This window comes from Mycolicibacter heraklionensis, from assembly GCF_019645815.1.
In the GTDB taxonomy this organism is placed as follows: domain Bacteria; phylum Actinomycetota; class Actinomycetes; order Mycobacteriales; family Mycobacteriaceae; genus Mycobacterium; species Mycobacterium heraklionense.
This window is the reverse complement of the sequence record NZ_CP080997.1, coordinates 3,124,423-3,147,333: the sequence shown is the minus strand read 5'-3', so window position 1 is coordinate 3,147,333 and position 22,911 is coordinate 3,124,423. Positions and strand designations below refer to the sequence as shown.

The following is a 22,911-nucleotide window of genomic DNA, read 5'->3' as shown; positions in this document are numbered from 1 at the left end:
TCAAATATCCTGACATACCAGGGTCTCTGCGCTGAGCTGCTGGCTATAGATCGTTTCCCGCGTAGGACAGGTTGAAGCTCTTATTGGTCAGCGGGAAGTCCGGGACGATGGTGTCGGCCATCGACACCGGCAGTGCGGGCCAGTTGAACCAGGACGGGTCGACGATCTTGGCGCGGGTGACGACGCCGTCGGCCCCGATCTCCACCCGGTGCACGATGGTGCCACGCCAGCCCTCGACGATGCCGACCCCGCGGCGAGGTCCGGTCGCTGCCGGAACCGGCTGCCGGACTTCGATCGGGCCAACGTGATTGTCGATCAGGTTGCGGCACAGGGCGACTGACGCCGCGAACTCATCGCGGCGAATGGTGTAGCGGGCGAGCACATCGCCGGCGCTCGCCGTCGCCTCGGTGACCGGCAGCTCGGTGGTCGGGTGGTCGAGGCGAGCGTCGGTGACAATCCCGCTGGCCCGGGCCACATAACCCAGGGTGCCCATCGCCACGGCGTCGTCGCGGTGCAATACCGAGGTGCCGGCGAACCGGTCGTAGATCACCGAGTTACCCAACGTCAGCTCGGCGATCTCGGCGACGTCATCAGCCAGGTCCTGCAGCCGGTCCGGGGAGGGAAGCTCTTGCAGCACAACGCCTCCGGGCCTGACCGCCCCGCGCAACAGCCGGTGTCCGGTCACCTGCGCGTTGATCCGCAGCGCAAGTTCGCGGACGCGCTGGGCGTGTGCGTTGGCCAGGCCGAAGCCCACATCGTTGGCCAGGGCGCCCAGGTCGGCGGCGTGGTTGTAGAGCCGCTCGAGCTCGACGAGCAGAGCGCGCAGCCGGTGCACCGGATCGGGCAGCTCGACATCGAGGGCGTCTTCGACGGCCAGGCTGTGCGCGAGCGCGTGGCCGGCGGAGGTGTCACCGCTGATTCGTTCGGCCAGGTCGACCGCCCCGACCGCGGCGCGGCCCTGAAAGAGCCGCTCGATTCCGCGGTGCACGAACCACAGTCGCGCCTTGAGTCGTAACACCGACTCGCCGACGACCGAGAACCGGAAGTGGCCCGGCTCGATCAGGCCGGCGTGTACCGGGCCGACCGGGATCTCGTAGACCCCGGCGCCGTCCACGGTCAGGAAGGGAAAGTGGTCCGTAGCAACGAATTCTCCAGGCGGCTCGGCGTCGTTGCGCATCGGATGCCAACCCTGCGGCCAATGCGCGTGTCGCACCAGGCGGCGAGGTTGCGGATGATCGACCGGGGTGATCCCGTACAGATCGAGCATCTCGCGCTCGAATCGGCCGGCCTGAAAAGACAACCGGGCCAGCGAAGGGATCTCCGGGTTGTCCGCCGCAACGGTCAGGGTGAGCTCGGTACGGCGGTCCGGGCGGCCGGCCAGGAACAGGTACACCACCCGCAGGGTGTCGCCGTCGTCGTGGGCGGCCATCAGGGCGAGCCGGAACCCGTCGGCGAACAGGGCGGTGGCCGCGCCGACGAGTTGACCAGCGGTGACCGGCTGTTCGCGGGTGATCGGATTCATCAGCGGACTCCGAGTTGGCTTGCGGCGACTGCGAACAAGTCGGACAGCGGGCCCGCGGTGACTCCCAGGGCGAGCGAGGCCAGCACCCCGGCCACCAGGGCGCCCGCAACCGTCACCGGAACCCGGATCGCCGGACTGCCGGTGTCCGGGGTGCCCAGCAGCATCCGGCCGGTGTTGCGCAGCAGCGCGGCGAACGCCACCACCAGCGCCACCAGTGCCAGGCCGAGCGCCCATGCCAGCCGGGCGTCGGCCAGCGACATCGCGATCGCGACCTCGCTGGCGAACATCGCGAACGGCGGCAATCCGAGCAGGACCACCATTCCGGCCGCGAACGCGCCACCGATCAGCCGCGACCTGCCGAGCACCGCGGTGATCTCGCCGATGGCGGTCGTACCGTGGGCGGCCTGCAACTGCCCGCCGGCCAGGAACAACACCGTCTTACCGACACCGTGAGCCAGCACATGCAGCAGCAGGGCGGCGATCGCCAGCCGGGTGCCGGCGGCCGCGGCAACCGCGATCAACCCCATCGTCTCCATCGATGAATAGGCCAGCATCCGTTTGAGATCGGTCGTGACGGTGAGCAGCAGCGCCGCGATCAGCAGCGTCACCAAGCCGGCGGCCAACAGTGCGGTCCGCAGAAAGGCCGGGCCCACCGCGGCATCGATGATCGGCTTGATCCGGATCAGCACCGAGAATGCGACGGAGAGCAGCACCCCGCTCATCAACGCCGAAACCGGCGCCGGGGCCTGGCTGTGCGCATCGGCGAGCCAGGTGTGAAACGGCGCCAGGCCCATCTTGGCTCCGTAGCCGATCAGCAGCAGTGCGCCCGCCAACCGGGCCACCGCCGGGTCGAGTCCACCGGCGTGGGCGGCAAGCACGTCGAGGTCCAACGCGTCCTCACCGCTCGCCCCGGCATGCAGCGCGGCGAAGTGCAGCAACACGGTGCCCAGGAACGCGATCGTGATGCCCACCGAACACACCATGACGTACTTCCAGGTGGCCTCCAGGGCGGACCGGCTGCGGTGGTGCCCGACCAGAAACGCAGTGACCACTGTGGTGGCCTCCACCGCGATCCACACCACGCCGATGTTGTTGGCCGACACCGCCAGAGCCATCGCCGCCAAGAACGCCGGAGTCAGGATGCCGTACAACCGCGCACCGCGCTCGTCGGTGTGCCCGCGAGCCAGTTCGGCGTCGATGTAACCGATGCTCGCCCAGGTGGCCAGGCTGCCGACGACCCCGATGACGATCAGCATGGTCACCGACAGGGCATCGGCACGCAGCAGGCCGTTCAATGCCAGATGCGCGTGGTCGCCGACCTGAAAACCCAGGGCGACACCGCATCCGAGGATCACCCACGCCGACACCACCGTGAGGCCGGCACTGAGCCGGCGCCAGCCGAGCGCCACCGAGCACAGCGCTGCCAACACCGGTGCCAGCAGCGGAAGCAGGATCAGAAGTGTCATCAGTCGCGTAGCTCCCGCAGCAGGTCCAGGTCCACGCCGCCAAAGGCGTTGCGCAGCTGTCCCGTCAGCACTCCGAGCACGATCAAGACGAACAGCACATCGAGCGAGGCGCCGAGCTCGACGATCAGCGGGACGCCGGCGGTGAGCAGGAACGCGGTCGCGGCGATCCCGTTGTCCAGCATCAGCAGCCCGACCGTCTGGGAGATGGCGTGGCGGCGGGTCGCCATGATGAATAGCGCGATCAGCACCGTCGCGATGGCCGCCGGGGCGGCGTTGGTCGACGTGCTGGGCGCCAGCGCGACCACGGGTTGGGCGATGGTGAACGCCGCGACCACCAGCGCGGTGACCATCAGCAGCGAGGCGGTGGTGCTGACCAGGGGAGCGGACTCACGGCGTTCTTGGCGTTCGGCGCCCAATGCCCGGTGGAGCAGCCATGGCAGCAGTACCGCACGTACCGCCAGCACGCCGAGGCCCACCAGGAGCAGGGCCCGATCGTGTTCGTGCGCACCACGAATCATCGGGATGGCGGCCAGCGCGACGCCTTGGGCGACGAGCAACCGGCGCACCACCACCGACAGGTCCCGGTGCCAGACGGCCAGCACCGCGGCCAGCAGCACGCCACCGGCAGCCAGGTCCAGCATGTTGACGTAGTTCACCCACCCGCTCCTGTGAAGAAGTTCGCCGCCGTCACGGCCAGCAACGCCAGCACGAAGGACCCGGCGAGTAATTCGGGCACCCGAAACAGTCGCAGCTTGGCGAGGAATACCTCCACGGCGGCCATGACTGCGGCCAGCACGGCCACTTTGAGCGCGATCGCGCCGGCGCCGACGATCACGTCGAGCGCACTGGGGTCCGCGCCCGCGATGCCCCAGGGAAAGAACAGATTGGCCAGCAGCGCCAGCAGCACGGTCAGCCGCATGCCGCTGGCCCACTCGACCATGGCCAGCTTGGGGCCGGCATATTCGAGCACCATGGCCTCGTGCACCATGGTCAGCTCCAGATGGGTGGACGGGTTGTCCACCGGTAGTCGGCCGGTCTCGGCGACGATCACGATGACCAGCGCGACGAATGCCAGCGCGCTCGCCAGTGAGATCACCTGACCGGGATGCTCGCTGGTGTAGCCGACGATGGCCCCCAGGTTGGCCGAGTTCGCCGGGATCGACAGCCCGAATACGGCAACCAGGATGGTCGGTTCCACCAGCGCCGCGATGGTGATCTCGCGGCTGGCGCCCATGCCACCGAAGGCCGTCGCGGTGTCGATGCCGGCCAAGGTCAGGGCCACCGTGCCCAGGAACAGCAGGCCCACGACCGTGATCAGGTCGGCGATCGGGTCCAGCGGCGAGCCGGTCGCCACCAGGGGAGCGGTGGCGACGATGACCAGCGTGGTGGCGGCCAGGGCGGCCGGTGCCGCGGCGAACACCCAGGTGGTGCCGAGCGGCTTGAGGTTCTGCTTGCCCAGCAGTTTGCGGATATCACGCCATGGTTGCCAGATCCCGGCACCGGTGCGGCCCTCGGCGCGGGCCCGGACCTGACGCGTCAGGCCGATGACCAGTGGGGCGCCGGCGATGACACCGGCGACCTGCACGAAGCCCGCTAGGTAAGCCATCAGGTTCATCGCGCCACCAACATGGCGATCAGCACTCCCACCGCGCCGTAGGCCAGGTAGAGGTGCACGCTGCCGGTGTGGGCGCGGCGCACCAGTTGCGCGGCGGCGGCCACGCCCTGAAGCAGCGGGGCATACCAACGGTCTTCGACGACGTCGGCCACCCGCGCCCGGTAGGCGATCCGGTCCACGTAATAGCTCGACGGAGCCTGCCGAGTCACCTCGACGGCGGCGTCGGTGTGCAGCACATCGTCGAAAACCTGCTGCAGCGGTTGGGCGAACGACGTCGCGGTGTATTGCATGCGTGCGCTCAGTTCGTCTGCGCCGCAGGCCCACAGCGGCACCGTGGCGGTGCTCGGGCGCGCACGCGCCCGCCAGCGTGAACCGATCAGGACCACCACGACGGCGGCCGCCAGAACGACGGCCAGTAGGCCCGGGGACATGGACGCGTCCAGCCCGGGAATGCGCAGGTAGGTTCCGAGCGCCGGGGCTGCTCCCGACACCGGCAGCGTCTCGAGCGCCCGGTGCAACAGCGGGCCCACGGTCCCCGGTGCGACGGCCAGCACCACACAGGCGAGTGCGGCCAGCGTCATCCCGGCGAGCATCGTGGTGGGCGCTTCCCGGGCCTCCGCCGCGGCGTCCGAGCGTGGGCGCGCCAGGAACCCGATTCCGAACGCTTTGACCATGGCGGCCACCCCCAAGCCGGCGGTCAGTGCGATCGCACCCACCGCCAGCGGGGTCACCAGGGTGATCGTGAGGTCGTGGTCGGCTCGGGCGTGCATCAGCGACTGGATCAGCAGCCATTCGCTGACGAAACCCGCGCCCAGCGGCAGGCCGGCGGCGCCGAGCGCGGCCACTCCGAACAGCGCTGTGGTGCCCGGCATTCGGCGGACCAGCCCGCCGAGCCGATCCAGGTCGCGCAAGCCGGTGGCGACCAGTACCGAGCCGGCGGCCAGGAACCCGAGGCTCTTGAACGCACCGTGGGCGAGCAGATGCAGCAGCGCCGCCACCGCGGCAACGGCTGCGGCATCGCGTGATCCCGCGCCCGACAACAGCATCGCCGCACCCAGGGCCAGGGTGATCAGCCCGATGTTCTCCGTCGTCGAATAGGCAAGCAGGCGTTTGAGGTCGGTTGCCACCGACGCCTGCAGCACCCCGTACAGCGCCGACGCGCCACCGGCGATCAGCAGCGTCAGACCCCACCACCGCGGGCCGGGACCGAGCAGCTGCACGTCGACGCGGATGATCCCGTAGATGCCCAGGTTGACCATGGCGGCGCTGAGCAACGCCGAGACCGGGCTGGGCGCCTCCGGGTGCGCCCTGGGCAGCCACGCGTGTAGCGGAAGCAGACCGGCTTTGGAGCCGAAACCGATCAGGGTCAACACGAATACGGTGTTGCGCACGGGATCGGGCAACGCACCGACACCGGCGAAGTCGTCGCCGGCCTGGGCTGCCAGCACCACCAGTCCCAGCAGCAGCGACACGAAGCCCAATTGGGTCATCACCGCGTAGATCAGCGCGGCCGAACGCACCTCGCTGCGCTGTTGATCGGTGAGCACCAACACCAGCGACGTCAGCGCCATCAGCTCCCAGGCGAGCAGGAACGTCGTCACCGAGCCTGCCGCGGGGACCGCCAGCAGCGTGGCGACGAACAGCGGCAGCGTCAGCAGCGGGACCGCGCCGTATCGCTCGTGGCGTGCGTAGCCGATCCAGTACAGGCCGGCGGCCACGGCCACCGCACCGGTCAGCGCCATGAAGAATCCGCCGAGCGGATCGATGCGCAGCTGCACGCCCAGCAGCGGCACCAGCCAGTCGATGCGAATCGCGGGCACCGTGCCGAACACGCCGGCCAGGCCGATGCCGACGCCGGCCGCACCGATCCCGGCCGTGGCGGCACCGCTGAGGGTCGCCGGAAGCGCTCGGTGGTGCGATGTTTCGGGGGAGGAAACCGCCGGCGTGCTCACCGGCCGGTCACCGACCGCAGCGCGGCGAGGATCTGCTCGGGTGTCGGCGGACAACCGGGAATTTCGACATCGACTTCGACCACCTCGCCGACCGCCCCCACGGTTGCATACGACTTCGCGAACACCCCGCGATTGAGCGCGCAGTCGCCGCACGCGATGACCTTTCGGGGCTGCGGGGTGGCCTCCAGGGTGTTGCGCAGCGGCTCGGCCATATTGCGGGTGACCACCCCGGTGACCAGCAGGGCGTCGGCGTGACGCGGCGAGGCGACGAGCCGGGCGCCGAATCGTTCGGCGTCGTACACCGGGCCGAACGCCCCGGCGATCTCGATCTCGCAACCGTTGCACGATCCGGCGTCGACATGGCGAATCTGCAACGACCCCGCGACGCCCGCCGGCGGGTCGGTGGCTGCCGGTGGGCGGGCACCGGCCGGTTCGGTGATTCGGCCCAGCGCACGGATTCTCGTGAACCAGCTCATTGCCCCGCCCGCAGGTCATCGAGGATGGCAACTTGCTCGTTGAGCATCCCGGTCAGCGCTTTGCGTGCCACCGCGAGCAGTTCGGTGATCACCGGCGAGGCGATGGAGTAGACCACCGCGTTGCCGTCTTTGGCGGCCGTCACCACGCCTGCGCGGCGCAGGACACCCAGCTGTTGGGACAGATTCGACGCCTCGAGCCCGGTCTCCGGGATCAGCTCGCTGACGGTGTGGTCACGTTCGGCGAGCAATTCGAGGACCCGGATCCGGGCGGGGTGCCCGAGGGTCTTGAAGAACTCGGCTTTCACCTGATGCAGCGAGTTCGGCACAGCCCAGACCATAGCAGCGGATGCAACAATTGAAAATTTCTTCATATGTTGTGATGGTCACGTCCGGTGTCGCCACCCCGGGCTCTGTTTGACCGGTCCGGTAGGGCAGGATGAGAATGCCGTCGCGGACGATTTCCGCGATGGCGCTGTCATATCCGCGCAGCCCCGAGGAGCCTGATGACGGAGCCGACGAGTACCGACGAAAGCCGGCCGTCCGGCCGTCCCCCTTACTCCCGGGTTTTGCTCAAGCTCGGCGGGGAGATGTTCGGCGGCGGGCAAGTCGGCCTCGACCCCGATGTGGTCGCCCAGGTGGCCCGCCAGATCGCCGAAGTGGTCCGCGACGGTGTGCAGGTCGCGGTGGTGATCGGTGGCGGCAACTTCTTCCGGGGCGCCCAGCTTCAGCAGCGCGGCATGGAACGGATGCGCAGCGACTATATGGGCATGCTCGGCACCGTGATGAACAGCCTTGCGCTGCAAGACTTCCTGGAAAAGGAAGGCATCGACACCCGGGTGCAGACCGCGATCACCATGGGTCAGGTCGCCGAACCCTACATCCCGCTGCGGGCCCAGCGGCACCTGGAGAAGGGCCGGGTGGTGATCTTCGGCGCCGGCATGGGTCTGCCGTACTTCTCCACCGACACCACCGCGGCCCAACGGGCGCTGGAGATCGGCGCCCAGGTGGTGCTGATGGCCAAGGCGGTCGACGGGGTGTTCACCGCCGACCCGCGCACCCACCCCGACGCCGAACTGCTCACCTCGATCACCCATCGCGAGGTCATCGACCGCGGGCTGAAGGTGGCCGATGCCACCGCGTTCAGCCTGTGCATGGACAATGGCATGCCGATCCTGGTGTTCAACCTGTTGACCGATGGAAATATCGCGCGCGCGGTCGCGGGTGAGAAGATCGGGACACTGGTCACCAGCTGAGGACGCCGGTGTCACAGCGGAGCGATAACGAGGAGCGGGGCACATGATCGACGAGGCTCTCTTCGATGCCGAAGAGAAAATGGAAAAGGCCGTGTCGGTGGCCCGTGACGACCTCTCGACCATCCGCACCGGCCGGGCCAACCCGGGCATGTTCTCGCGGATCGTCATCGACTACTACGGGTCGATCACCCCGATCACCCAGTTGTGCAGTATCAACGTGCCCGAGGCACGGCTGGTGGTGATCAAGCCCTACGAGGCGTCGCAGCTGGGCCCCATCGAGAACGCGATCCGCAACTCCGACCTCGGCCTGAACCCCAGCAACGACGGTTCGCTGATCCGGGTGGCGGTGCCGCAGCTGACCGAGGAACGGCGCAAGGAGCTGGTCAAGCAGGCCAAGGCCAAGGGGGAGGACGCCAAGGTCTCGGTGCGCAACATTCGTCGCAAGGCGATGGAAGAGCTGCACCGCATCCGCAAAGACGGCGAGGCCGGCGAGGACGAGGTCGGCCGGGCGGAGAAGGACCTGGACCGCTCCACCCAGCAATACGTGACTCAGATCGACGAGCTGGTCAAGCACAAAGAAGGCGAGCTGCTGGAGGTCTAGCGGCCGTCCAGCAGGCACACCCGTGGCAGACCACGACACCGGCGTAGACGCCGCGGATTCGCAGCCGAAACAGTCGCGAGCCGGACGCAATCTCCCCGCGGCCATCGCCGTGGGTGTACTGCTGGGCGGGACGCTGGTCTACACGCTGCTGTTCGCGCCGCGCTTCTGGGTGCTGATTCTGGCGGTGGCCGCTCCGGTTGCCACCCATGAGATCACCAGGCGGCTGCGTGAAGTCGGCTACGACGTGCCGTTCATCCCGCTGGCACTCGGCGGCCAGGCCATGCTGTGGCTGTCGCTGCTGTTCGGCGCGAGGGGAGTGCTCGGCGCCTTCGGCGCCACCGTGGTGATCGTCATGATGTGGCGGCTGGTCGGTCAAGGGCTGCACAACGCCCCGGTGAACTACCTGCGGGACATGTCGGCGACGATTCTGATCGCGGTCTGGGTGCCGCTGTGCATGAGCTTCGCGGCGCTGCTGGTCTTTCGCGACGACGGCCCGGGCCGGGTGCTGTGCCTGCTGTTCCCGGTGGTCTTCTCCGACATCGGCGGCTACGCCGTGGGCGTGCTGTTCGGCAAGCATCCGATGGCGCCGGCGATCAGCCCGAAGAAATCCTGGGAGGGTCTGGCGGGATCGCTGGTGCTCGGTGTTGCCGCGGCGGTGTTCGCGGTCACGATGTTCCTCGACCGGCCGTGGTGGGTGGGCCTGCCGCTGGGCCTGCTGCTCGTGGTCACCGGGGTCTTCGGCGACCTGATCGAATCCCAGGTCAAACGCGATCTGGGCATCAAGGACATGGGCCGGCTGCTGCCCGGCCACGGCGGGATCATGGACCGGCTCGACGCGCTGCTTCCGTCGGCCGTGGTGACCTGGATCGTGCTGACCGTGCTGCCCTGAGTCACCGGCATACTGGAACCGATCATGACGCAACAGCTGGTGTTCACCGCACCGCGGCGGGCACTTCCGCCGCGGCATCTGGCGGACCTCGACGCCGACGGTGTGGTGGCCGCGGTCGCCGAGCTGGGGCTGCCGGCCTTTCGCGCCAAGCAGCTGGCGAACCAGTACTACGGCCGGCTGATCGCCGACCCGCAGCAGATGACCGACCTGCCCGCTGCGGTGCGCTCCTCGGTGGCTGAGGCGCTGTTTCCCACCCTGCTGACCGCCGCCAGCGAGATCGAGTGCGACGCCGGTGAGACGCGTAAAACGTTGTGGCGGGCGCACGATCACACCAAGTTCGAGTCGGTGCTGATGCGCTATCCCCGCCGCAACACCGTCTGCATCTCCTCGCAGGCCGGGTGCGGCATGGCGTGCCCATTCTGTGCGACCGGCCAGGCCGGCCTCACCCGAAACCTCTCCACCGCCGAGATTCTCGAACAGGTGCGGGCGGCGTCCGTCGAACTCCGCGACAGAGACCACGGCAGACTCTCCAACATCGTGTTCATGGGGATGGGAGAGCCGCTGGCCAACTACGCCCGGGTGGTGGCCGCGGTACGGCGCATCATCGAGCCGGCACCCAACGGCTTCGGCATCTCAGCGCGGTCGGTGACGGTCTCCACGGTGGGACTGGCCCCGGCGATCCGCAAGCTCGCCGACGAGCGCCTCGGGGTGACGCTCGCGCTGTCGCTGCACACTCCCGACGACGAGTTGCGCGACACGCTTGTTCCGGTCAACAACCGGTGGAAGGTCTCCGAAGCCCTCGACGCCGCGCGTTACTACGCGGACGTGACCGGCCGGCGGGTGTCCGTGGAATACGCGCTGATCCGCGACGTCAACGACCAGCCGTGGCGGGCAGACCTATTGGGCAAAAAGCTGCACCGGGCGCTGGGACCGTTGGTGCACGTCAACCTGATTCCGCTCAATCCCACGCCGGGCAGCGAGTGGGATGCCAGCCCCAAGCCGGTGGAGCGGGAGTTCGTCCGGCGCGTCCGGGCGCAAGGCGTGGAATGCACGGTCCGCGACACCCGCGGCCGCGAAATCGCCGCGGCGTGTGGGCAATTGGCCGCCGAAAACCAGTGAATCCGTCGCGAGATCGGAACCACGCAGAAAAAGGTCGAGTAGACCGCTGCGTCAGCCCGATCTCGCGGAAAGTGCGGTGCGCTTAGCGCAGCCAGCCGCGGTTGCGGCCGATGATGTCGCGCACCACGACGAACAGCGTCAGGGCGGCGAAGCCCAGCAGGAAGTAGTCCTCGACGTGGCCGATGTGGTTGCCACGCAGCATGAGCAGTAAGAAACCGACGATGCCGAAACCGACGATGTGCCAGGTGCGGTAGTTGATCGCGCTCCAACCCCACGCTGCAGACGGCACCTCGACAGGGTCAACTCCGTTGTGGCGCTCCACCTCGGTACTGGCCACTTCGACTCCTTCAGTTCGCCCGTGCAACTACTCCTGCGCGACATTCTGACATATCGCAACGCAGCCACCTACCGTGGACGTCATGGCCCTGCACGTCGCAGAAGCGCCGCCGATCTGGGAATTCGCGGTGGCCCCACCCCGCATCGCGCCGGGTGTGGAGTCGATGGTGGGCTATCGCGCGCTCGACGTCCCCGACCGCGTTCACCGGGGGATGCCGTCGTCGACGGTGACCTTCATCGTCAGCCTCGACGAGGGGGTCGAGGCGGCCGATCGGGCCGACGCGCTGATGGCGGCCCGGCCGACCCCGATCATCCTGGGTGGATTGCACGAACACGCCAGCCATGTGCGACAGCGTCGCGGTCAATCCGGCGTTCAACTGGCGGTGCATCCGATGGCCTCGCGCGCACTGTTCGGTGTGCCGGCCGCCGAGCTGAGCGTAACCGACTTCGACGCGGCACCGATGTTGGGTGGCCGGGCGGTGCGCCTGCATGAGCAGCTCGCCGCCGCACGATCCTGGCCGGACGCGTTCGCGCTGGTGTCGGCGTACCTGGTGGCCGAACAGCGTCGCCGCGACAACAGCGTGCGGCCGGAGGTGACTTACGCCTGGCAGCTGCTGCAGCGCAGCCGGGGGAGGGTTCCCGTCGCGCGCATCGCCGAGCAGGTGGGACTGAGCCAACGCCATCTGACCACGCTGTTTCGCCGCGAGGTCGGCCGCACTCCGAAGGCGGTGGCCATGCTGATGCGCTTCGAATACGCGACCGCCCAAATGGCCGATGAGGCTCGCCGGTGTCGGCATGTCGACCTGGCGGGTATTGCGGTTGCTGCCGGATACGCCGATCAGGCTCACCTGACCCGCGACTTCGTTCGGTACGCCGGGCTCTCACCGGGAGCCTGGCTGGCCGAGGAGTTCCAAAACATTCAAGACGGCGGCCATGCGCAGCGCTCACAGTGGGGACATGACAGCTTCGAATCCGACCGTCTGGTTGACCCTGCAAGCGCATGACGCGCGCAAACTCATCGACTACTACGTCGACACCTTCGGTTTCGTCGTCACGGCCCGCCACGGCGATGACGGCGAGACCGTCGCCCACGCCGAACTGCGCTGGCCAGAGGGCGTCGGCGGCGTCATGCTCGGCAGCTACAAACCCGGTAGCGACTGGTGCCGGGAACCCGGCACCGCGGGTGGCTTCGTCGTCACCACCGACCCCGACGGCCTCTACCGGCGGGTCGTGGAACGCCACGCCGAGGTGATCCGACCGCTCACCGACACCGACTACGGCGCCCGTGAGTTCGCCGTCCGCGACCCGGAGGGCAACCTGTGGAGCTTCGGCAACTACGCGGGAGCACAATAGGTGGGTGACCACGGGGCGCCGGATCAAAGTTCTGCTGTTGGGCTCCACCGGCTCGATCGGAACCCAGGCGTTGCAGGTCGTCGCGGCGAACCCGGACCGCTTCGAGATCGTCGGACTGGCCGCCGGAGGCGGCAACGCGGCGCTGCTGGCCGCCCAACGCGCCGAGACTGGGGTCGCTAACATCGCCGTCGCCGACGCACAGGTCGGCGAAGCGCTCGATGCCCCCTACTGCGGACCTGAGGCCGTCACCCGCTTGGTGCAGGACACCGAGGCCGACGTGGTCCTCAACGCCTTGGTCGGCGCGCTCGGACTGCGGCCCACGCTGGCGGCGCTGGAAACCGGGGCCCGGCTGGCCCTGGCCAACAAGGAATCGCTGATCGCCGGCGGCCCGCTGGTGCTGCAGGCCGCCCAGCCCGGCCAGATCGTGCCGGTGGACTCCGAGCACTCGGCGATCGCCCAGTGCTTGCGCTCCGGCACGCCCGATGAGGTCGCCAAGATCGTGCTCACCGCTTCCGGTGGGCCGTTCCGGGGTTTCAGCGCTGCCGAGCTGGAAGGCGTCACGCCCGAACAGGCCGGTGCCCACCCGACCTGGTCGATGGGCCCGATGAACACGCTGAACTCGGCCTCGCTGGTGAACAAGGGCCTCGAGCTCATCGAAACCCACCTGCTGTTCGGTGTTCCCTACGAGCGAATCGACGTGGTCGTTCACCCGCAGTCGATCGTGCATTCCATGGTCACCTTCACCGACGGCTCGACGATCGCCCAGGCCAGCCCGCCGGACATGCGCCTGCCGATCGCGCTGGCCCTGGGCTGGCCGGCTCGGGTGCCCGGGGCGGCCGCGGCCTGCGACTTCACATGCGCCTCTACCTGGGAGTTCGAGCCGCTGGACGACGCCGTATTCCCGGCGGTGCAGCTGGCTCGCCAGGCCGGTCAGACCGGCGGCTGTATGACCGCCGTCTACAACGCCGCCAACGAGGAGGCCGCCGAAGCCTTCCTCAGCGGGCGGATCAGCTTCCCCGCGATCGTGGGCACCATCGCCGAGGTGCTGGGCGCCGCCGACCAGTGGGCCGCGCAACCCGCTACCGTGGATGAGGTACTCGATGCGCAGCGCTGGGCCAAGGAACGAGCGGCTCGCGCCGTCGAGGCGACAGCTACAAGAAAGGTCGGAAGCACCCGATGATGTTCGCGGTCGGCATCGCGCTGTTCGCGCTGGCCATCCTGGTTTCGGTGGCGCTGCATGAGTGCGGTCACATGTGGGTGGCGCGCGCCACCGGTATGAAGGTGCGGCGCTACTTCGTCGGCTTCGGAACGACGTTGTGGTCGACGCGACGCGGCGAGACCGAATACGGCCTCAAAGCGATCCCGGCCGGCGGCTTCTGTGACATCGCGGGCATGACCGCGGTGGAGGAATTGGAGCCCGACGAGGTCGACCGCGCCATGTACAAGCAGAAGACCTGGAAGCGGGTGGCCGTGCTGGCCGCCGGCCCCGCCATGAACTTCGTCATCGGTCTGGTGCTGGTCTACTCGATCGCGGTGATCTGGGGCCTGCCCAACCTGCACGCGCCCACCACCGCGGTCATCGGCGAAACAGCTTGTGTGGCACCCGAAGTCGTCAAGGGCGAACTGGGCAGCTGCTCGGGCCCCGGCCCGGCTGCGCTTGCCGGCATCGAATCGGGTGACGTGGTGGTGAAGGTCGGCGACACGCCGGTGACGACCTTCGAGGAGATGGCCGCCGCGGTACGCAAACAGCACGGCCGGACCCCGATCGTCGTCGAACGCGACGGCAGCACACTCACCAAATACGTCGACGTGACGCCCACCCAGCGCTGGATCGCCGACGGCCCCGACCGCGAGGCCGTCCCCAGCACCGTCGGCGCCATCGGGGTGGGCGCCGCCCAGTTCGGCCCGACCAAGTACAACCCGGTCACCGCGGTGCCGGCCACCTTCTCCTTCAGCGGAGACCTGTCGGTGCTGCTGGGTAAGTCGCTGGCCAACATCCCCTCCAAGGTCGGTGCGCTGGTGCACGCCATCGGCAACCCGCACGGGGAGCGTGACCCGGAGACCCCGATCAGTGTGGTGGGCGCGTCGATCATCGGCGGCGACACCGTCGACCACGGCCTGTGGGTGGCGTTCTGGTTCTTCCTGGCTCAGCTGAACTTCATTCTGGGTGTGCTGAACCTGGTGCCACTGCTGCCGTTCGACGGTGGGCACATCGCGATCGCGCTCTACGAGAAGCTCCGCAACATGGTCCGGTCGGCCCGCGGGAAGGTCGCCGCGGCACCGGTGAACTATCTCAAGCTGATGCCGGCCACCTACGTAGTCTTGGTGGTGGTGGTCGGCTACATGCTGCTCACCGTGACCGCCGACTTGGTCAATCCGATCAGGCTGTTTTGATAGGAGACCCCTCATGAGCGTCGGCCTAGGAATGCCGACCGCCCCTCCGCCGACGCTGGCGCCGCGTCGCAAGACCCGCCAGCTGATGGTCGGCGGGGTCGGGGTGGGCAGCGACTATCCGATCGCGGTGCAGTCGATGTGCACCACCAAGACCCATGACGTCAACGCGACATTGCAACAGATCGCGGCGCTGACCGCCTCGGGCTGTGACATCGTGCGGGTGGCCTGCCCCCGGCAGGAGGACGCCGACGCGCTCGCCGAGATCGCCCGGCACAGCCAGATCCCGGTGATCGCCGACATCCACTTCCAGCCCAAGTACATCTTCGCCGCGATCGACGCCGGCTGTGCCGCGGTCCGGGTGAACCCGGGCAACATCAAGGAGTTCGACGGCCGAGTCGGCGAGGTGGCCAAGGCGGCCGGCGCAGCCGGCATCCCGATCCGGATCGGCGTCAACGCCGGTTCGTTGGACCAGCGGTTCTTGGCCAAGTACGGCAAGGCCACCCCCGAAGCGCTGGTGGAGTCCGCGCTGTGGGAAGCCTCGTTGTTCGAGGAGCACGGCTTCGGCGATCTCAAGATCAGTGTCAAGCACAACGACCCGGTCGTGATGGTGGCGGCCTATCAACAGCTGGCCGAGCGTTGCGACTACCCGCTGCACCTGGGCGTCACCGAGGCCGGCCCGGCCTTCCAGGGCACCATCAAGTCCGCCGTGGCGTTCGGCGCGCTGCTGTCCCGCGGCATCGGCGACACCATCCGGGTGTCGCTGTCGGCGCCGCCGGTCGAAGAGGTCAAGGTCGGCAACCAGATCCTGGAGTCGCTCAACCTGCGGCCGCGGGGTCTGGAGATCGTGTCGTGTCCGTCGTGCGGGCGGGCTCAGGTGGACGTGTATCGGCTGGCCAACGAGGTCACCGCCGGGCTGGAGGGGATCGACGTCCCGCTGCGGGTCGCGGTGATGGGTTGTGTGGTCAACGGTCCCGGTGAGGCCCGCGAGGCTGATCTGGGTGTGGCGTCCGGCAACGGCAAGGGTCAGATCTTCGTCAAGGGCGAGGTGATCAAGACCGTTCCCGAGGCGCAGATCGTGGAGACCCTCATCGAGGAGGCTCTGCGCCTGGCGGAGCAGATGGGTGACGGATCTCCCGGCGGCTCGCCCACCGTCGCCGTAAGCTGAGTCACCATGTCGGCTCCACCCGATTTCCGTCTCGACCAGCGACGGGTTTCTGTGGCGCGGGACGCCGCGGCGGTCTGGCGGGTGCTGGAGGAGGATCCGATCGGCTCCTGCATGGTCGCGGCCCGCGTCGCCGATCACGGTGTCGATCCCCGGTCGATCGGCGGGGAGTTGTGGACGCGCGGCGGTGTGGACGAATCCTTGTGCTACGCAGGCGCGAACCTGATCCCGCTGCGCGGCGCCCCGGCTGACCTCACCGCGTTCGCGGACAAGGCGGTGGGTGCGATCCGGCGCTGTTCGTCGTTGGTGGGCCGGGCCGAACTGGTGCTGCCGATGTGGCAGCGCCTCGCCGATTCCTGGGGCCCGGCCCGCGACGTGCGCGAGAGCCAACCGTTGATGGCACTGCACACCATGCCCGCGTGCCCGATGGATGCCGAAGTGCGCCAGGTGCGTCCCGACGAGCTCGACGCATACCTGGTGGCCGCCGTCGACATGTTCATCGGTGAGGTCGGGGTGGACCCGCGGGCCGGTGACGGCGGCCGCGCCTACCGCCGGCGGGTGGCCAACCTGATCGCGTCGGGGCGGGCCTGGGCGCGCTTCGAGCGCGGCGAGGTGGTGTTCAAGGCCGAGGTGGGTTCGCAGTCGCCGACGGTCGGGCAGATCCAGGGCGTGTGGGTGCACCCGGAACGGCGCGGCCGCGGGCTGGGCGCCGGCGGCACCGCGATGCTGGCCGCGGTGATCGTCGGCACCGGACGCATCGCCAGCCTGTACGTCAACGACTTCAACGAGGTGGCGCGGTCCACCTACGAGCGGGTGGGGTTCACCCAAGTCGGCACTTTCGCGACGGTGCTGCTCGACTGACCCGGCTCGGCCGCCGACATCTCGGCCGGGACACGAAGTGATCTCGGTGCGCCTCCACGCTCGTGACTGTTGCAGTCTTTAACATCAGCCCCAATGACAACTGCAAGCTCATTAGTCACACGCGTCACGGGCCTGGTCACCGCGCTGCTCACCGCAGCCGGCCTGGCGGCCTGCACGCCGCGCCCCGACGGCCCAGGGCCGGTCGCCGAACGCTTCTTCGCCGCCCTGGCCACCGGCGACACCGCGACCGCCGCCGAGCTCAGCGACGACCCGTCTGCGGCACGCAGCGCACTCAACGCCGCGTGGGCGGGCCTGCAGGCCGAACACCTGGATGCGCAGGTGCTCAGCTCGCGCTACAACGACGACACCGGCAGCGTGGCCTACCGCTACACCTGGAAGCTGCCGAAGAACCGGACTTGGGCCTACGACGGCCAGCTCAAGATGGTCCGCAACGAAGGCCACTGGACGGTTCGCTGGACGGCCACCGGCCTGCACCCCAAGCTCGGCGAGCACCAGACCTTCGCGCTGCGGGCCGACCCCCCGCGCCGCGCGGCGGTCAACGAGGTGGGTGGCACCGACGTGCTGGTGCCGGGCTACGTGTACCACTACGAGTTGGACGCCAGCCGGGCCGGACGAAACCTGATGCGCACCGCCCGTGCGGTGGTCGACACCTTGCGGCCCTTCGACGACGCGCTGGGCGACCCGCAGCGACTGGCCGAGCAGGCCAGCTCCTTGAGGTCTCCGCTCGACCTGATCACGCTGCGCAAGGCCGACCACGACCGTGTCGAAGCCGCCATCGGCGCCCTTCCGGGAGTCGTGGTCACTCCGCGCCCCGATCTGCTGCCCACCGATGACCACTTCGCGCCGATGCTCATCAGCGAGGTCAAAAAGGCCGTCGGGACCCAACTCGAAGGTGCTGCGGGCTGGCGGGTGGTCAGCGTGAACCAGAACGGCGTCGACGTCGCGGTACTGCACGAGGTCGATCCCGCACCGGCACCTTCGCTGACGATCAGCTTGGACCGAGCGGTGCAGCGCGCCGCCCAGAACGCGGTCAACACCCGTGGTGACAAGGCGATGATGGTGGTGATCAAGCCATCGACCGGAGAACTGCTCGCCGTTGCGCAGAACGCAGCGGCTGATGCCGACGGCCTGGTCGCGACCAGCGGTCTGTACCCCCCCGGGTCGACGTTCAAGATGGTCACCGCGGGCGCGGCGATCGAACGGGACATGGCGACGCCGAACTCCATGGTGGGCTGTCCCGGCGAACTCGACATCGGCCAGCGCACCATCCCCAACTACGGTGGGTTCGACCTGGGCCTGGTGTCGATGTCGCGGGCCTTCGCAAACTCGTGTAACACCACCTTTGCCGAGTTGGCCAGCCGGATGCCGCCGCGGGCGCTGTCGCAGGCGGCCAGTCGCTACGGAATCGGGGTGGACTACCTGGTGGACGGGATCACCACGGTCACCGGCTCGGTTCCGCCGACCGTCGACCTGGCCGAACGCACCGAGGACGGATTCGGACAGGGCAAGGTGCTGGCCAGCCCATTCGGCGTCGCCCTGGCTGCGGCGACGGTGGCCGCGGGCCGGACACCGGTACCCCGACTGATCGAGGGCCGACCGACCGCGGTCAACGGTCCCGCCGCTGCCCCGGTGAGCGCGGAGATGCTCGACGGACTGCGCGAGATGATGCGGCTGGTGGTGACCGACGGGACCGCACGCGACATCGCCGGCTGCGGCCCGGTCTACGGCAAGACCGGAGAGGCCGAATTCGCCGGTGGTTCGCACTCCTGGTTCGCCGGATATCGGGGCGACATGGCCTTCGCGTCGCTGATCGTCGGTGGCGGCAGCTCGCAGTACGCGGTTCGGATGACCAAGGTGATGTTCGACTCGCTGCCGGACAACTTCCTGCTGTAGCGGCGTAAATTGAGAAGCCATGACGGGTCTCAGCGACGACATGGCCGACGTGGCCTTGCGTATCTCGGATGCGGACCGCAACGGCACCCTGCGGCGCCTGCACAATGCCGTCTCCCTCGGGTTGATCGACATCGGGGAGTTCGAGGAGCGCGCGGCGCAGGTGTCGCAGGCGCGGATGCGCTCGGACCTCGACACCCTGATCGGTGACCTGCCCGGACCGCGCGCCATCGTCACCTCGGCGGCCGACCGCGTCGAGCTGCGTGGCTGGGCCGGCTCGCTCAAGCGGCACGGGGAATGGATCGTGCCGACCCGGCTGGCATTGGTGCGGCGCCTGGGCTCGGTTGACCTCGACCTCACCAAGGCGCGGTTCGCCGGGCCGGTCGTCGTCATCGAGCTCGACATGCGATTCGGCTCGGTCGACATCCGCCTGCCCGACGGCGCCAGTGCCTCGATCGACGACGTCGAGGTCTACGGCGGCAGCGCCCGGGACCGTCGCCCCGACCCGCCCGCCGAAGGAGCCCCGCACCTGGTGTTGACCGGGCGGGTGGTGTGCGGCTCGGTGGACATCAGGGGCCCACGGCGCAAGCTCCGCTGGCGGCGCTGACCAGCTCCGTTAAGCTGGCGTAATGCCCGTTCGTGCCCCACTTTCCCCTGGCGTGCTGTCTCCGACGCTGCCGGTGCCCCGCTCCATCCCGCGTCCGGAATACGTCGGCCGCGCCACGGCCGCCGAGGGGTCCGAGCCCTGGGTGCAGACGCCTGAGGTGATCGAGAAGATGCGGGTGGCAAGCCGGATCGCGGCGGGTGCGCTTGCCGAGGCGGGCAAGGCCGTGGCGCCCGGTGTGACCACCGATGAGCTGGATCGCATCGCCCACGAGTTCATGGTCGACCACGGCGCTTACCCCTCGACGTTGGGTTACAAGGGTTTTCCCAAGTCGTGCTGCACGTCGCTCAACGAAGTCATCTGTCACGGCATCCCGGACTCGACGGTGATCGCCGACGGCGACATCGTCAACATCGACGTCACCGCGTACATCGACGGAGTGCACGGCGACACCAACGCCACCTTCCTGGCCGGTGACGTCTCACAAGAACACCGGCTGCTGGTCGAACGCACCCACGAGGCCACCATGCGTGCCATCAAGGCGGTGAAACCCGGCCGCGCGCTGTCGGTGATCGGCCGGGTCATCGAGTCCTATGCGAACCGGTTCGGCTACAACGTGGTCCGCGACTTCACCGGCCACGGGATCGGCCCGACCTTCCACAACGGTCTGGTGATCCTGCACTACGACCAGCCCGAAGTCGACACCATCATCGAGCCGGGCATGACCTTCACCATCGAGCCGATGATCAACCTCGGCAGCCTGGACTACGACATCTGGGACGACGACTGGACGGTGGTCACCAGCGACGGACAGTGGAGCGCCCAGTTCGAACACACCCTGGTGGTGACGGACGACGGAGCCGAGATCCTCACCCTGCCGTGACTTCCGGCTGGCCGCTGTTGAGGCACAGTCTGTTGAGCCGCTGAGGGGCCCGCCAAAATCGCCCCGTGCCGCCCGATGGGCTGTAGCGTGGCGCAAATGCCGGGCACGATGATGACCATCGACGGGTTCCCGATCCCGGTCGATGTGGCAGGTCCGCAAAACGGGCCCGTCGTCGTCGTGCTTGCTGCGGCGCAGCACCCCCTCACCGCCTACGACGCGGTCTGCCAGCGGTTGCACACCGCCTCCCTGCGAACCATCGTGATCGGCGCAGATCCGCGTCTGACACCCAAGTCGGTGATCGGCATTCTCGATTCGCTGGGCGTGCAGTGCGGCGTTCTGGTGGGCGACCGCACCGGCGCGGACAATGCCTGGGAACTCGCGGCGACGCGCCCGGACCGCTTCACCGGTCTGGTGGCGCTCGACCGGGGCCATCCGCGCGCGCCGGATCTCAGCGGCGTGATCCGTGACGAGCGCTGCCCTCCGGTGGAGATCAACACCACCGTTCTGGTCAGTTCCCGGGCCACGGCAGCGGTGGCCAACGCCAGCCAACGGTTTGTCTACGGCGAACATCGCCTGGTGATGCTGCCCGGGCGGCGCAGCGCCCAGGAATTCACCGCACAACTGGCGATGGAGATCGTGTTGCGGGCCAGTACCTGGTAATGCCAGGCGCGGAAGAGTAGGTTCCGGCGTAGCCGACGACCGGGGGGTGGTGCGTCGGCGGGGGAAAAATCACATACGTATCTGGGGGGATACCAAATGTTGTCGTGGGGGCAATCAATACCGGCGTTGCTGCGTGAACGTGCTCAGCAGTGGCCTGACCGGCCGGCGTTCACCTATATCGACTACGAGGTCGATCCGGCCGGTTACGCCGACACGTTGACGTGGTCCCGGATTTTGGCGCGCACACAGGCCGTCGCCGTGGAAGTGGCCGCGGTTGCCTCGCCGGGTGACCGCGTCGCGCTGCTCGCGCCGCAAGGCCTCGAGTACATCGCCGGCTTCTTCGGTGCGATGGAGGCGGGCTGCATCGTGGTGCCGTTGCCGGTACCGGCGTTCGGCAGCCACGACGAGCGAGTCACCGCGGCGTTGAAAGACTGCGCACCGGCGGTGGTTCTCACCACGTCGGCGGTCGCCGGCGACATCCACGGCTGCGTCAGCGCTGTCGGCGGAAGTTCGCCCGCGATCATCGAGGTGGATCTGATCGATCTCGACGCCCCTGTCTCCTGGCGCGGGACCGGTGCGTTGACGACGAAAACCGCACTGCTGCAATACACTTCCGGGTCAACCGGCTCGCCGAGGGGCGTCGTGGTGTCGCACCGCAACGTGTTCGCCAACATCGAGCAGGTGATCGCGGACTACTTCGGCGACGACGGGGGAGCGCCACCGCCGGACACCACGCTGGTGTCCTGGCTGCCCTTTTACCACGACATGGGTCTGCTGCTCGGTGTGATGGGAGCCGTCTTGCTGGGCCGCCACTCGGTGGTGATGAGCCCGATAGCGTTCCTGCAGAAGCCGTCCCGATGGATCCAACAGCTGGCCACCAACTCCTGTGCGTTCACCGCCGGACCCAATTTCGCGTTCGAACTGGCCGCGCGCCGGACCACCGATGAGGACATGGCCGGTCTCGACTTGGGGAGCGTGCACACCATCTTGAGCGGCAGCGAGCGCATCCACGCGGCGACGATCCGCCGTTTCACCGACCGCTTCACCCGCTTCAATCTGCCCGCCAGTGCACTGGCACCGTCGTACGGGCTGGCCGAGGCAATGGTCTACGTCGCCTCGGCGCCGCGCGCGAACCGTCCGGTGACGGTCCGGCTCGACTACGAGAAACTGGTGGCCGGCACTGCGCAGGCCGGTCCGGGCGGGGCCGAGCTGGTCAGCATCGGCGCTCCGCGGGCCTGCACGGTGCGGATCGTCGACCCCGAGGTGCACACCGAGAACCCGGACGGGCGCGTCGGGGAGATCTGGGTGCACGGGCCCAACGTCGCCGGCGGTTACTGGCACAACGCGGAGGCCACCGAGCGCACCTTCGGCGGGCACCTCGAGTCTCCGTCCGCCGGCACACCGGTGGGGCCGTGGTTGCGCACCGGCGACCTGGGCGTCATCCACGACGGCGAGCTGCTGGTGGTCGGGCGTATCAAGGACCTGTTGATCGTCGACGGCCGAAATCACTACCCCGATGACATCGAGGCCACCGTGCAGGAGCTCACCGGGGGTCGCGTCGCCGCGGTGCCGGTCGCCGGTGACGGTGGTGAGCAGCTGGTGGTCATCGCCGAGGTCAAGAACCGGGGCAATACCGTCGAAGAGCAATTGCACCGGATAGCGGCTCTGAAAAAGGATGTGGCGGCGTCGGTTTCGCGGTACCACGGGGTCCGGGTCGCCGACCTCGTACTGGTCGCTCCCGGCTCGCTGCCGATCACCACCAGTGGCAAGATCCGCCGCTCCACATGCGCCGACTGCTACCGTGCGGCGCAGTTCCGTCGGCTGGAGACCGTCGACTGACCGCGGGCGGGTAGC

General features: G+C 68.5%; 23 protein-coding genes. 15 read left to right on the top strand and 8 right to left on the bottom strand.

The window, feature by feature from the left end:
• Positions 1–43 precede the first annotated feature (43 nt).
• From K3U94_RS14840 to K3U94_RS14810, 7 genes are read right to left on the bottom strand one after another with little or no spacing between them, the layout of a single operon-like run.
• Entirely contained in the window at positions 44–1,522 is a 1,479-nt protein-coding gene (locus K3U94_RS14840; RefSeq protein ID WP_220694198.1) for a hydrogenase large subunit, read from the bottom strand.
• Complete coding sequence (locus K3U94_RS14835; protein ID WP_220694197.1) at positions 1,522–2,988, bottom strand: proton-conducting transporter transmembrane domain-containing protein; 1,467 nt, start codon at positions 2,986–2,988, stop codon at positions 1,522–1,524. The genes K3U94_RS14840 and K3U94_RS14835 overlap by 1 nt, the downstream gene beginning before the upstream one ends.
• Entirely contained in the window at positions 2,988–3,629 is a 642-nt protein-coding gene (locus K3U94_RS14830; protein WP_047318650.1) for a hypothetical protein, read from the bottom strand. Before K3U94_RS14830 ends, K3U94_RS14835 begins: the two co-directional genes overlap by 1 nt.
• A gap of 11 nt (positions 3,630–3,640) precedes the next feature.
• Positions 3,641–4,594 (bottom strand): respiratory chain complex I subunit 1 family protein, encoded by a 954-nt coding sequence (locus tag K3U94_RS14825; RefSeq protein ID WP_220696814.1) that lies wholly within the window; start codon positions 4,592–4,594, stop codon positions 3,641–3,643.
• A 5-nt stretch (positions 4,595–4,599) separates the two neighbouring features.
• Positions 4,600–6,555: a proton-conducting transporter transmembrane domain-containing protein gene (locus tag K3U94_RS14820; RefSeq protein WP_220694196.1), complete on the bottom strand. Its 1,956-nt coding sequence runs from the start codon at positions 6,553–6,555 to the stop codon at positions 4,600–4,602.
• On the bottom strand, positions 6,552–7,031 hold the full coding sequence (locus K3U94_RS14815) for an NADH-quinone oxidoreductase subunit B family protein (RefSeq protein ID WP_220694195.1): 480 nt from the start codon (positions 7,029–7,031) through the stop codon (positions 6,552–6,554). Before K3U94_RS14815 ends, K3U94_RS14820 begins: the two co-directional genes overlap by 4 nt.
• Positions 7,028–7,369 (bottom strand): ArsR/SmtB family transcription factor, encoded by a 342-nt coding sequence (locus K3U94_RS14810; protein WP_230987136.1) that lies wholly within the window; start codon positions 7,367–7,369, stop codon positions 7,028–7,030. The genes K3U94_RS14815 and K3U94_RS14810 overlap by 4 nt, the downstream gene beginning before the upstream one ends.
• 165 nt (positions 7,370–7,534) lie before the next feature.
• On the opposite strand from K3U94_RS14810, the gene pyrH reads away from it, so the two are divergent.
• Genes pyrH through rlmN form a run of 4 tightly spaced genes read left to right on the top strand, consistent with a single transcriptional unit; the run spans position 7,535 to position 10,893 of the window.
• Positions 7,535–8,284, top strand: a complete 750-nt coding sequence (gene pyrH / locus K3U94_RS14805) for a UMP kinase (protein ID WP_047318592.1) — start codon at positions 7,535–7,537, stop codon at positions 8,282–8,284.
• A gap of 43 nt (positions 8,285–8,327) precedes the next feature.
• The gene (frr, locus tag K3U94_RS14800; protein ID WP_047318591.1) at positions 8,328–8,885 is read left to right on the top strand and encodes a ribosome recycling factor; all 558 of its coding nucleotides are present in this window, start codon (positions 8,328–8,330) and stop codon (positions 8,883–8,885) included.
• A 22-nt stretch (positions 8,886–8,907) separates the two neighbouring features.
• On the top strand, positions 8,908–9,774 hold the full coding sequence (locus K3U94_RS14795; RefSeq protein ID WP_047318590.1) for a phosphatidate cytidylyltransferase: 867 nt from the start codon (positions 8,908–8,910) through the stop codon (positions 9,772–9,774).
• Positions 9,775–9,798: 24 nt separating this feature from the next.
• Positions 9,799–10,893, top strand: coding sequence for a dual-specificity RNA methyltransferase RlmN (rlmN, locus tag K3U94_RS14790; RefSeq protein WP_220694193.1), 1,095 nt, complete (start codon positions 9,799–9,801; stop codon positions 10,891–10,893).
• An 82-nt stretch (positions 10,894–10,975) separates the two neighbouring features.
• Here the strand turns inward: rlmN and K3U94_RS14785 are convergent, their stop codons facing one another.
• Positions 10,976–11,230, bottom strand: coding sequence for a DUF2631 domain-containing protein (locus K3U94_RS14785; protein ID WP_047318588.1), 255 nt, complete (start codon positions 11,228–11,230; stop codon positions 10,976–10,978).
• 163 nt (positions 11,231–11,393) lie between these two features.
• Between K3U94_RS14785 and K3U94_RS14780 the strand changes: the two genes are divergently transcribed.
• From K3U94_RS14780 to K3U94_RS14730, 11 genes are all read left to right on the top strand, one after another.
• On the top strand, positions 11,394–12,233 hold the full coding sequence (locus tag K3U94_RS14780) for a helix-turn-helix domain-containing protein (protein ID WP_220696813.1): 840 nt from the start codon (positions 11,394–11,396) through the stop codon (positions 12,231–12,233).
• On the top strand, positions 12,187–12,582 hold the full coding sequence (locus K3U94_RS14775; protein WP_047318587.1) for a VOC family protein: 396 nt from the start codon (positions 12,187–12,189) through the stop codon (positions 12,580–12,582). Before K3U94_RS14780 ends, K3U94_RS14775 begins: the two co-directional genes overlap by 47 nt.
• Positions 12,583–12,586: 4 nt before the next feature.
• Positions 12,587–13,762 carry a 1-deoxy-D-xylulose-5-phosphate reductoisomerase gene (gene dxr, locus K3U94_RS14770; protein WP_220694192.1) on the top strand — a complete coding sequence of 392 codons (1,176 nt, stop codon included), beginning with the start codon at positions 12,587–12,589 and terminating at the stop codon, positions 13,760–13,762.
• Positions 13,759–14,976: a M50 family metallopeptidase gene (locus K3U94_RS14765; protein WP_220694191.1), complete on the top strand. Its 1,218-nt coding sequence runs from the start codon at positions 13,759–13,761 to the stop codon at positions 14,974–14,976. Before dxr ends, K3U94_RS14765 begins: the two co-directional genes overlap by 4 nt.
• Before the next feature lie 13 nt (positions 14,977–14,989).
• The gene (gene ispG / locus K3U94_RS14760; protein ID WP_220694190.1) at positions 14,990–16,141 is read left to right on the top strand and encodes a flavodoxin-dependent (E)-4-hydroxy-3-methylbut-2-enyl-diphosphate synthase; all 1,152 of its coding nucleotides are present in this window, start codon (positions 14,990–14,992) and stop codon (positions 16,139–16,141) included.
• 6 nt (positions 16,142–16,147) lie between these two features.
• Positions 16,148–16,999 carry a GNAT family N-acetyltransferase gene (locus K3U94_RS14755; RefSeq protein ID WP_220694189.1) on the top strand — a complete coding sequence of 284 codons (852 nt, stop codon included), beginning with the start codon at positions 16,148–16,150 and terminating at the stop codon, positions 16,997–16,999.
• A 93-nt stretch (positions 17,000–17,092) separates the two neighbouring features.
• Entirely contained in the window at positions 17,093–18,913 is a 1,821-nt protein-coding gene (locus K3U94_RS14750) for a penicillin-binding transpeptidase domain-containing protein (protein WP_220694188.1), read from the top strand.
• Between the two features lie 19 nt (positions 18,914–18,932).
• Positions 18,933–19,517 (top strand): DUF1707 SHOCT-like domain-containing protein, encoded by a 585-nt coding sequence (locus tag K3U94_RS14745; RefSeq protein WP_047318582.1) that lies wholly within the window; start codon positions 18,933–18,935, stop codon positions 19,515–19,517.
• Positions 19,518–19,539: 22 nt separating this feature from the next.
• Positions 19,540–20,397: a type I methionyl aminopeptidase gene (gene map / locus K3U94_RS14740; protein ID WP_047318581.1), complete on the top strand. Its 858-nt coding sequence runs from the start codon at positions 19,540–19,542 to the stop codon at positions 20,395–20,397.
• A 96-nt stretch (positions 20,398–20,493) separates the two neighbouring features.
• Entirely contained in the window at positions 20,494–21,057 is a 564-nt protein-coding gene (locus tag K3U94_RS14735) for an alpha/beta fold hydrolase (RefSeq protein ID WP_047318580.1), read from the top strand.
• A 96-nt stretch (positions 21,058–21,153) separates the two neighbouring features.
• On the top strand, positions 21,154–22,896 hold the full coding sequence (locus K3U94_RS14730) for an AMP-binding protein (RefSeq protein WP_220694187.1): 1,743 nt from the start codon (positions 21,154–21,156) through the stop codon (positions 22,894–22,896).
• Positions 22,897–22,911 lie beyond the last annotated feature (15 nt).

What these genes read in the sequence shown, in the direction of transcription:
- K3U94_RS14745 (WP_047318582.1), top strand. Translation starts at nt 18,933, where the DNA reads ATGACGGGTCTCAGCGACGACATGGCCGACGTGGCCTTGCGTATCTCG.
- K3U94_RS14775 (WP_047318587.1), top strand. Translation starts at nt 12,187, where the DNA reads ATGACAGCTTCGAATCCGACCGTCTGGTTGACCCTGCAAGCGCATGAC.
- K3U94_RS14765 (WP_220694191.1), top strand. Translation starts at nt 13,759, where the DNA reads ATGATGTTCGCGGTCGGCATCGCGCTGTTCGCGCTGGCCATCCTGGTT.
- K3U94_RS14810 (WP_230987136.1), bottom strand. Translation starts at nt 7,369, where the DNA reads ATGGTCTGGGCTGTGCCGAACTCGCTGCATCAGGTGAAAGCCGAGTTC.
- K3U94_RS14825 (WP_220696814.1), bottom strand. Translation starts at nt 4,594, where the DNA reads ATGGCTTACCTAGCGGGCTTCGTGCAGGTCGCCGGTGTCATCGCCGGC.
- ispG (WP_220694190.1), top strand. Translation starts at nt 14,990, where the DNA reads ATGAGCGTCGGCCTAGGAATGCCGACCGCCCCTCCGCCGACGCTGGCG.
- frr (WP_047318591.1), top strand. Translation starts at nt 8,328, where the DNA reads ATGATCGACGAGGCTCTCTTCGATGCCGAAGAGAAAATGGAAAAGGCC.
- K3U94_RS14815 (WP_220694195.1), bottom strand. Translation starts at nt 7,031, where the DNA reads ATGAGCTGGTTCACGAGAATCCGTGCGCTGGGCCGAATCACCGAACCG.
- pyrH (WP_047318592.1), top strand. Translation starts at nt 7,535, where the DNA reads ATGACGGAGCCGACGAGTACCGACGAAAGCCGGCCGTCCGGCCGTCCC.
- K3U94_RS14830 (WP_047318650.1), bottom strand. Translation starts at nt 3,629, where the DNA reads ATGCTGGACCTGGCTGCCGGTGGCGTGCTGCTGGCCGCGGTGCTGGCC.
- K3U94_RS14835 (WP_220694197.1), bottom strand. Translation starts at nt 2,988, where the DNA reads ATGACACTTCTGATCCTGCTTCCGCTGCTGGCACCGGTGTTGGCAGCG.
- rlmN (WP_220694193.1), top strand. Translation starts at nt 9,799, where the DNA reads ATGACGCAACAGCTGGTGTTCACCGCACCGCGGCGGGCACTTCCGCCG.
- K3U94_RS14755 (WP_220694189.1), top strand. Translation starts at nt 16,148, where the DNA reads ATGTCGGCTCCACCCGATTTCCGTCTCGACCAGCGACGGGTTTCTGTG.
- K3U94_RS14730 (WP_220694187.1), top strand. Translation starts at nt 21,154, where the DNA reads ATGTTGTCGTGGGGGCAATCAATACCGGCGTTGCTGCGTGAACGTGCT.
- map (WP_047318581.1), top strand. Translation starts at nt 19,540, where the DNA reads ATGCCCGTTCGTGCCCCACTTTCCCCTGGCGTGCTGTCTCCGACGCTG.
- K3U94_RS14735 (WP_047318580.1), top strand. Translation starts at nt 20,494, where the DNA reads ATGCCGGGCACGATGATGACCATCGACGGGTTCCCGATCCCGGTCGAT.
- K3U94_RS14780 (WP_220696813.1), top strand. Translation starts at nt 11,394, where the DNA reads ATGGTGGGCTATCGCGCGCTCGACGTCCCCGACCGCGTTCACCGGGGG.
- K3U94_RS14840 (WP_220694198.1), bottom strand. Translation starts at nt 1,522, where the DNA reads ATGAATCCGATCACCCGCGAACAGCCGGTCACCGCTGGTCAACTCGTC.
- K3U94_RS14750 (WP_220694188.1), top strand. Translation starts at nt 17,093, where the DNA reads ATGACAACTGCAAGCTCATTAGTCACACGCGTCACGGGCCTGGTCACC.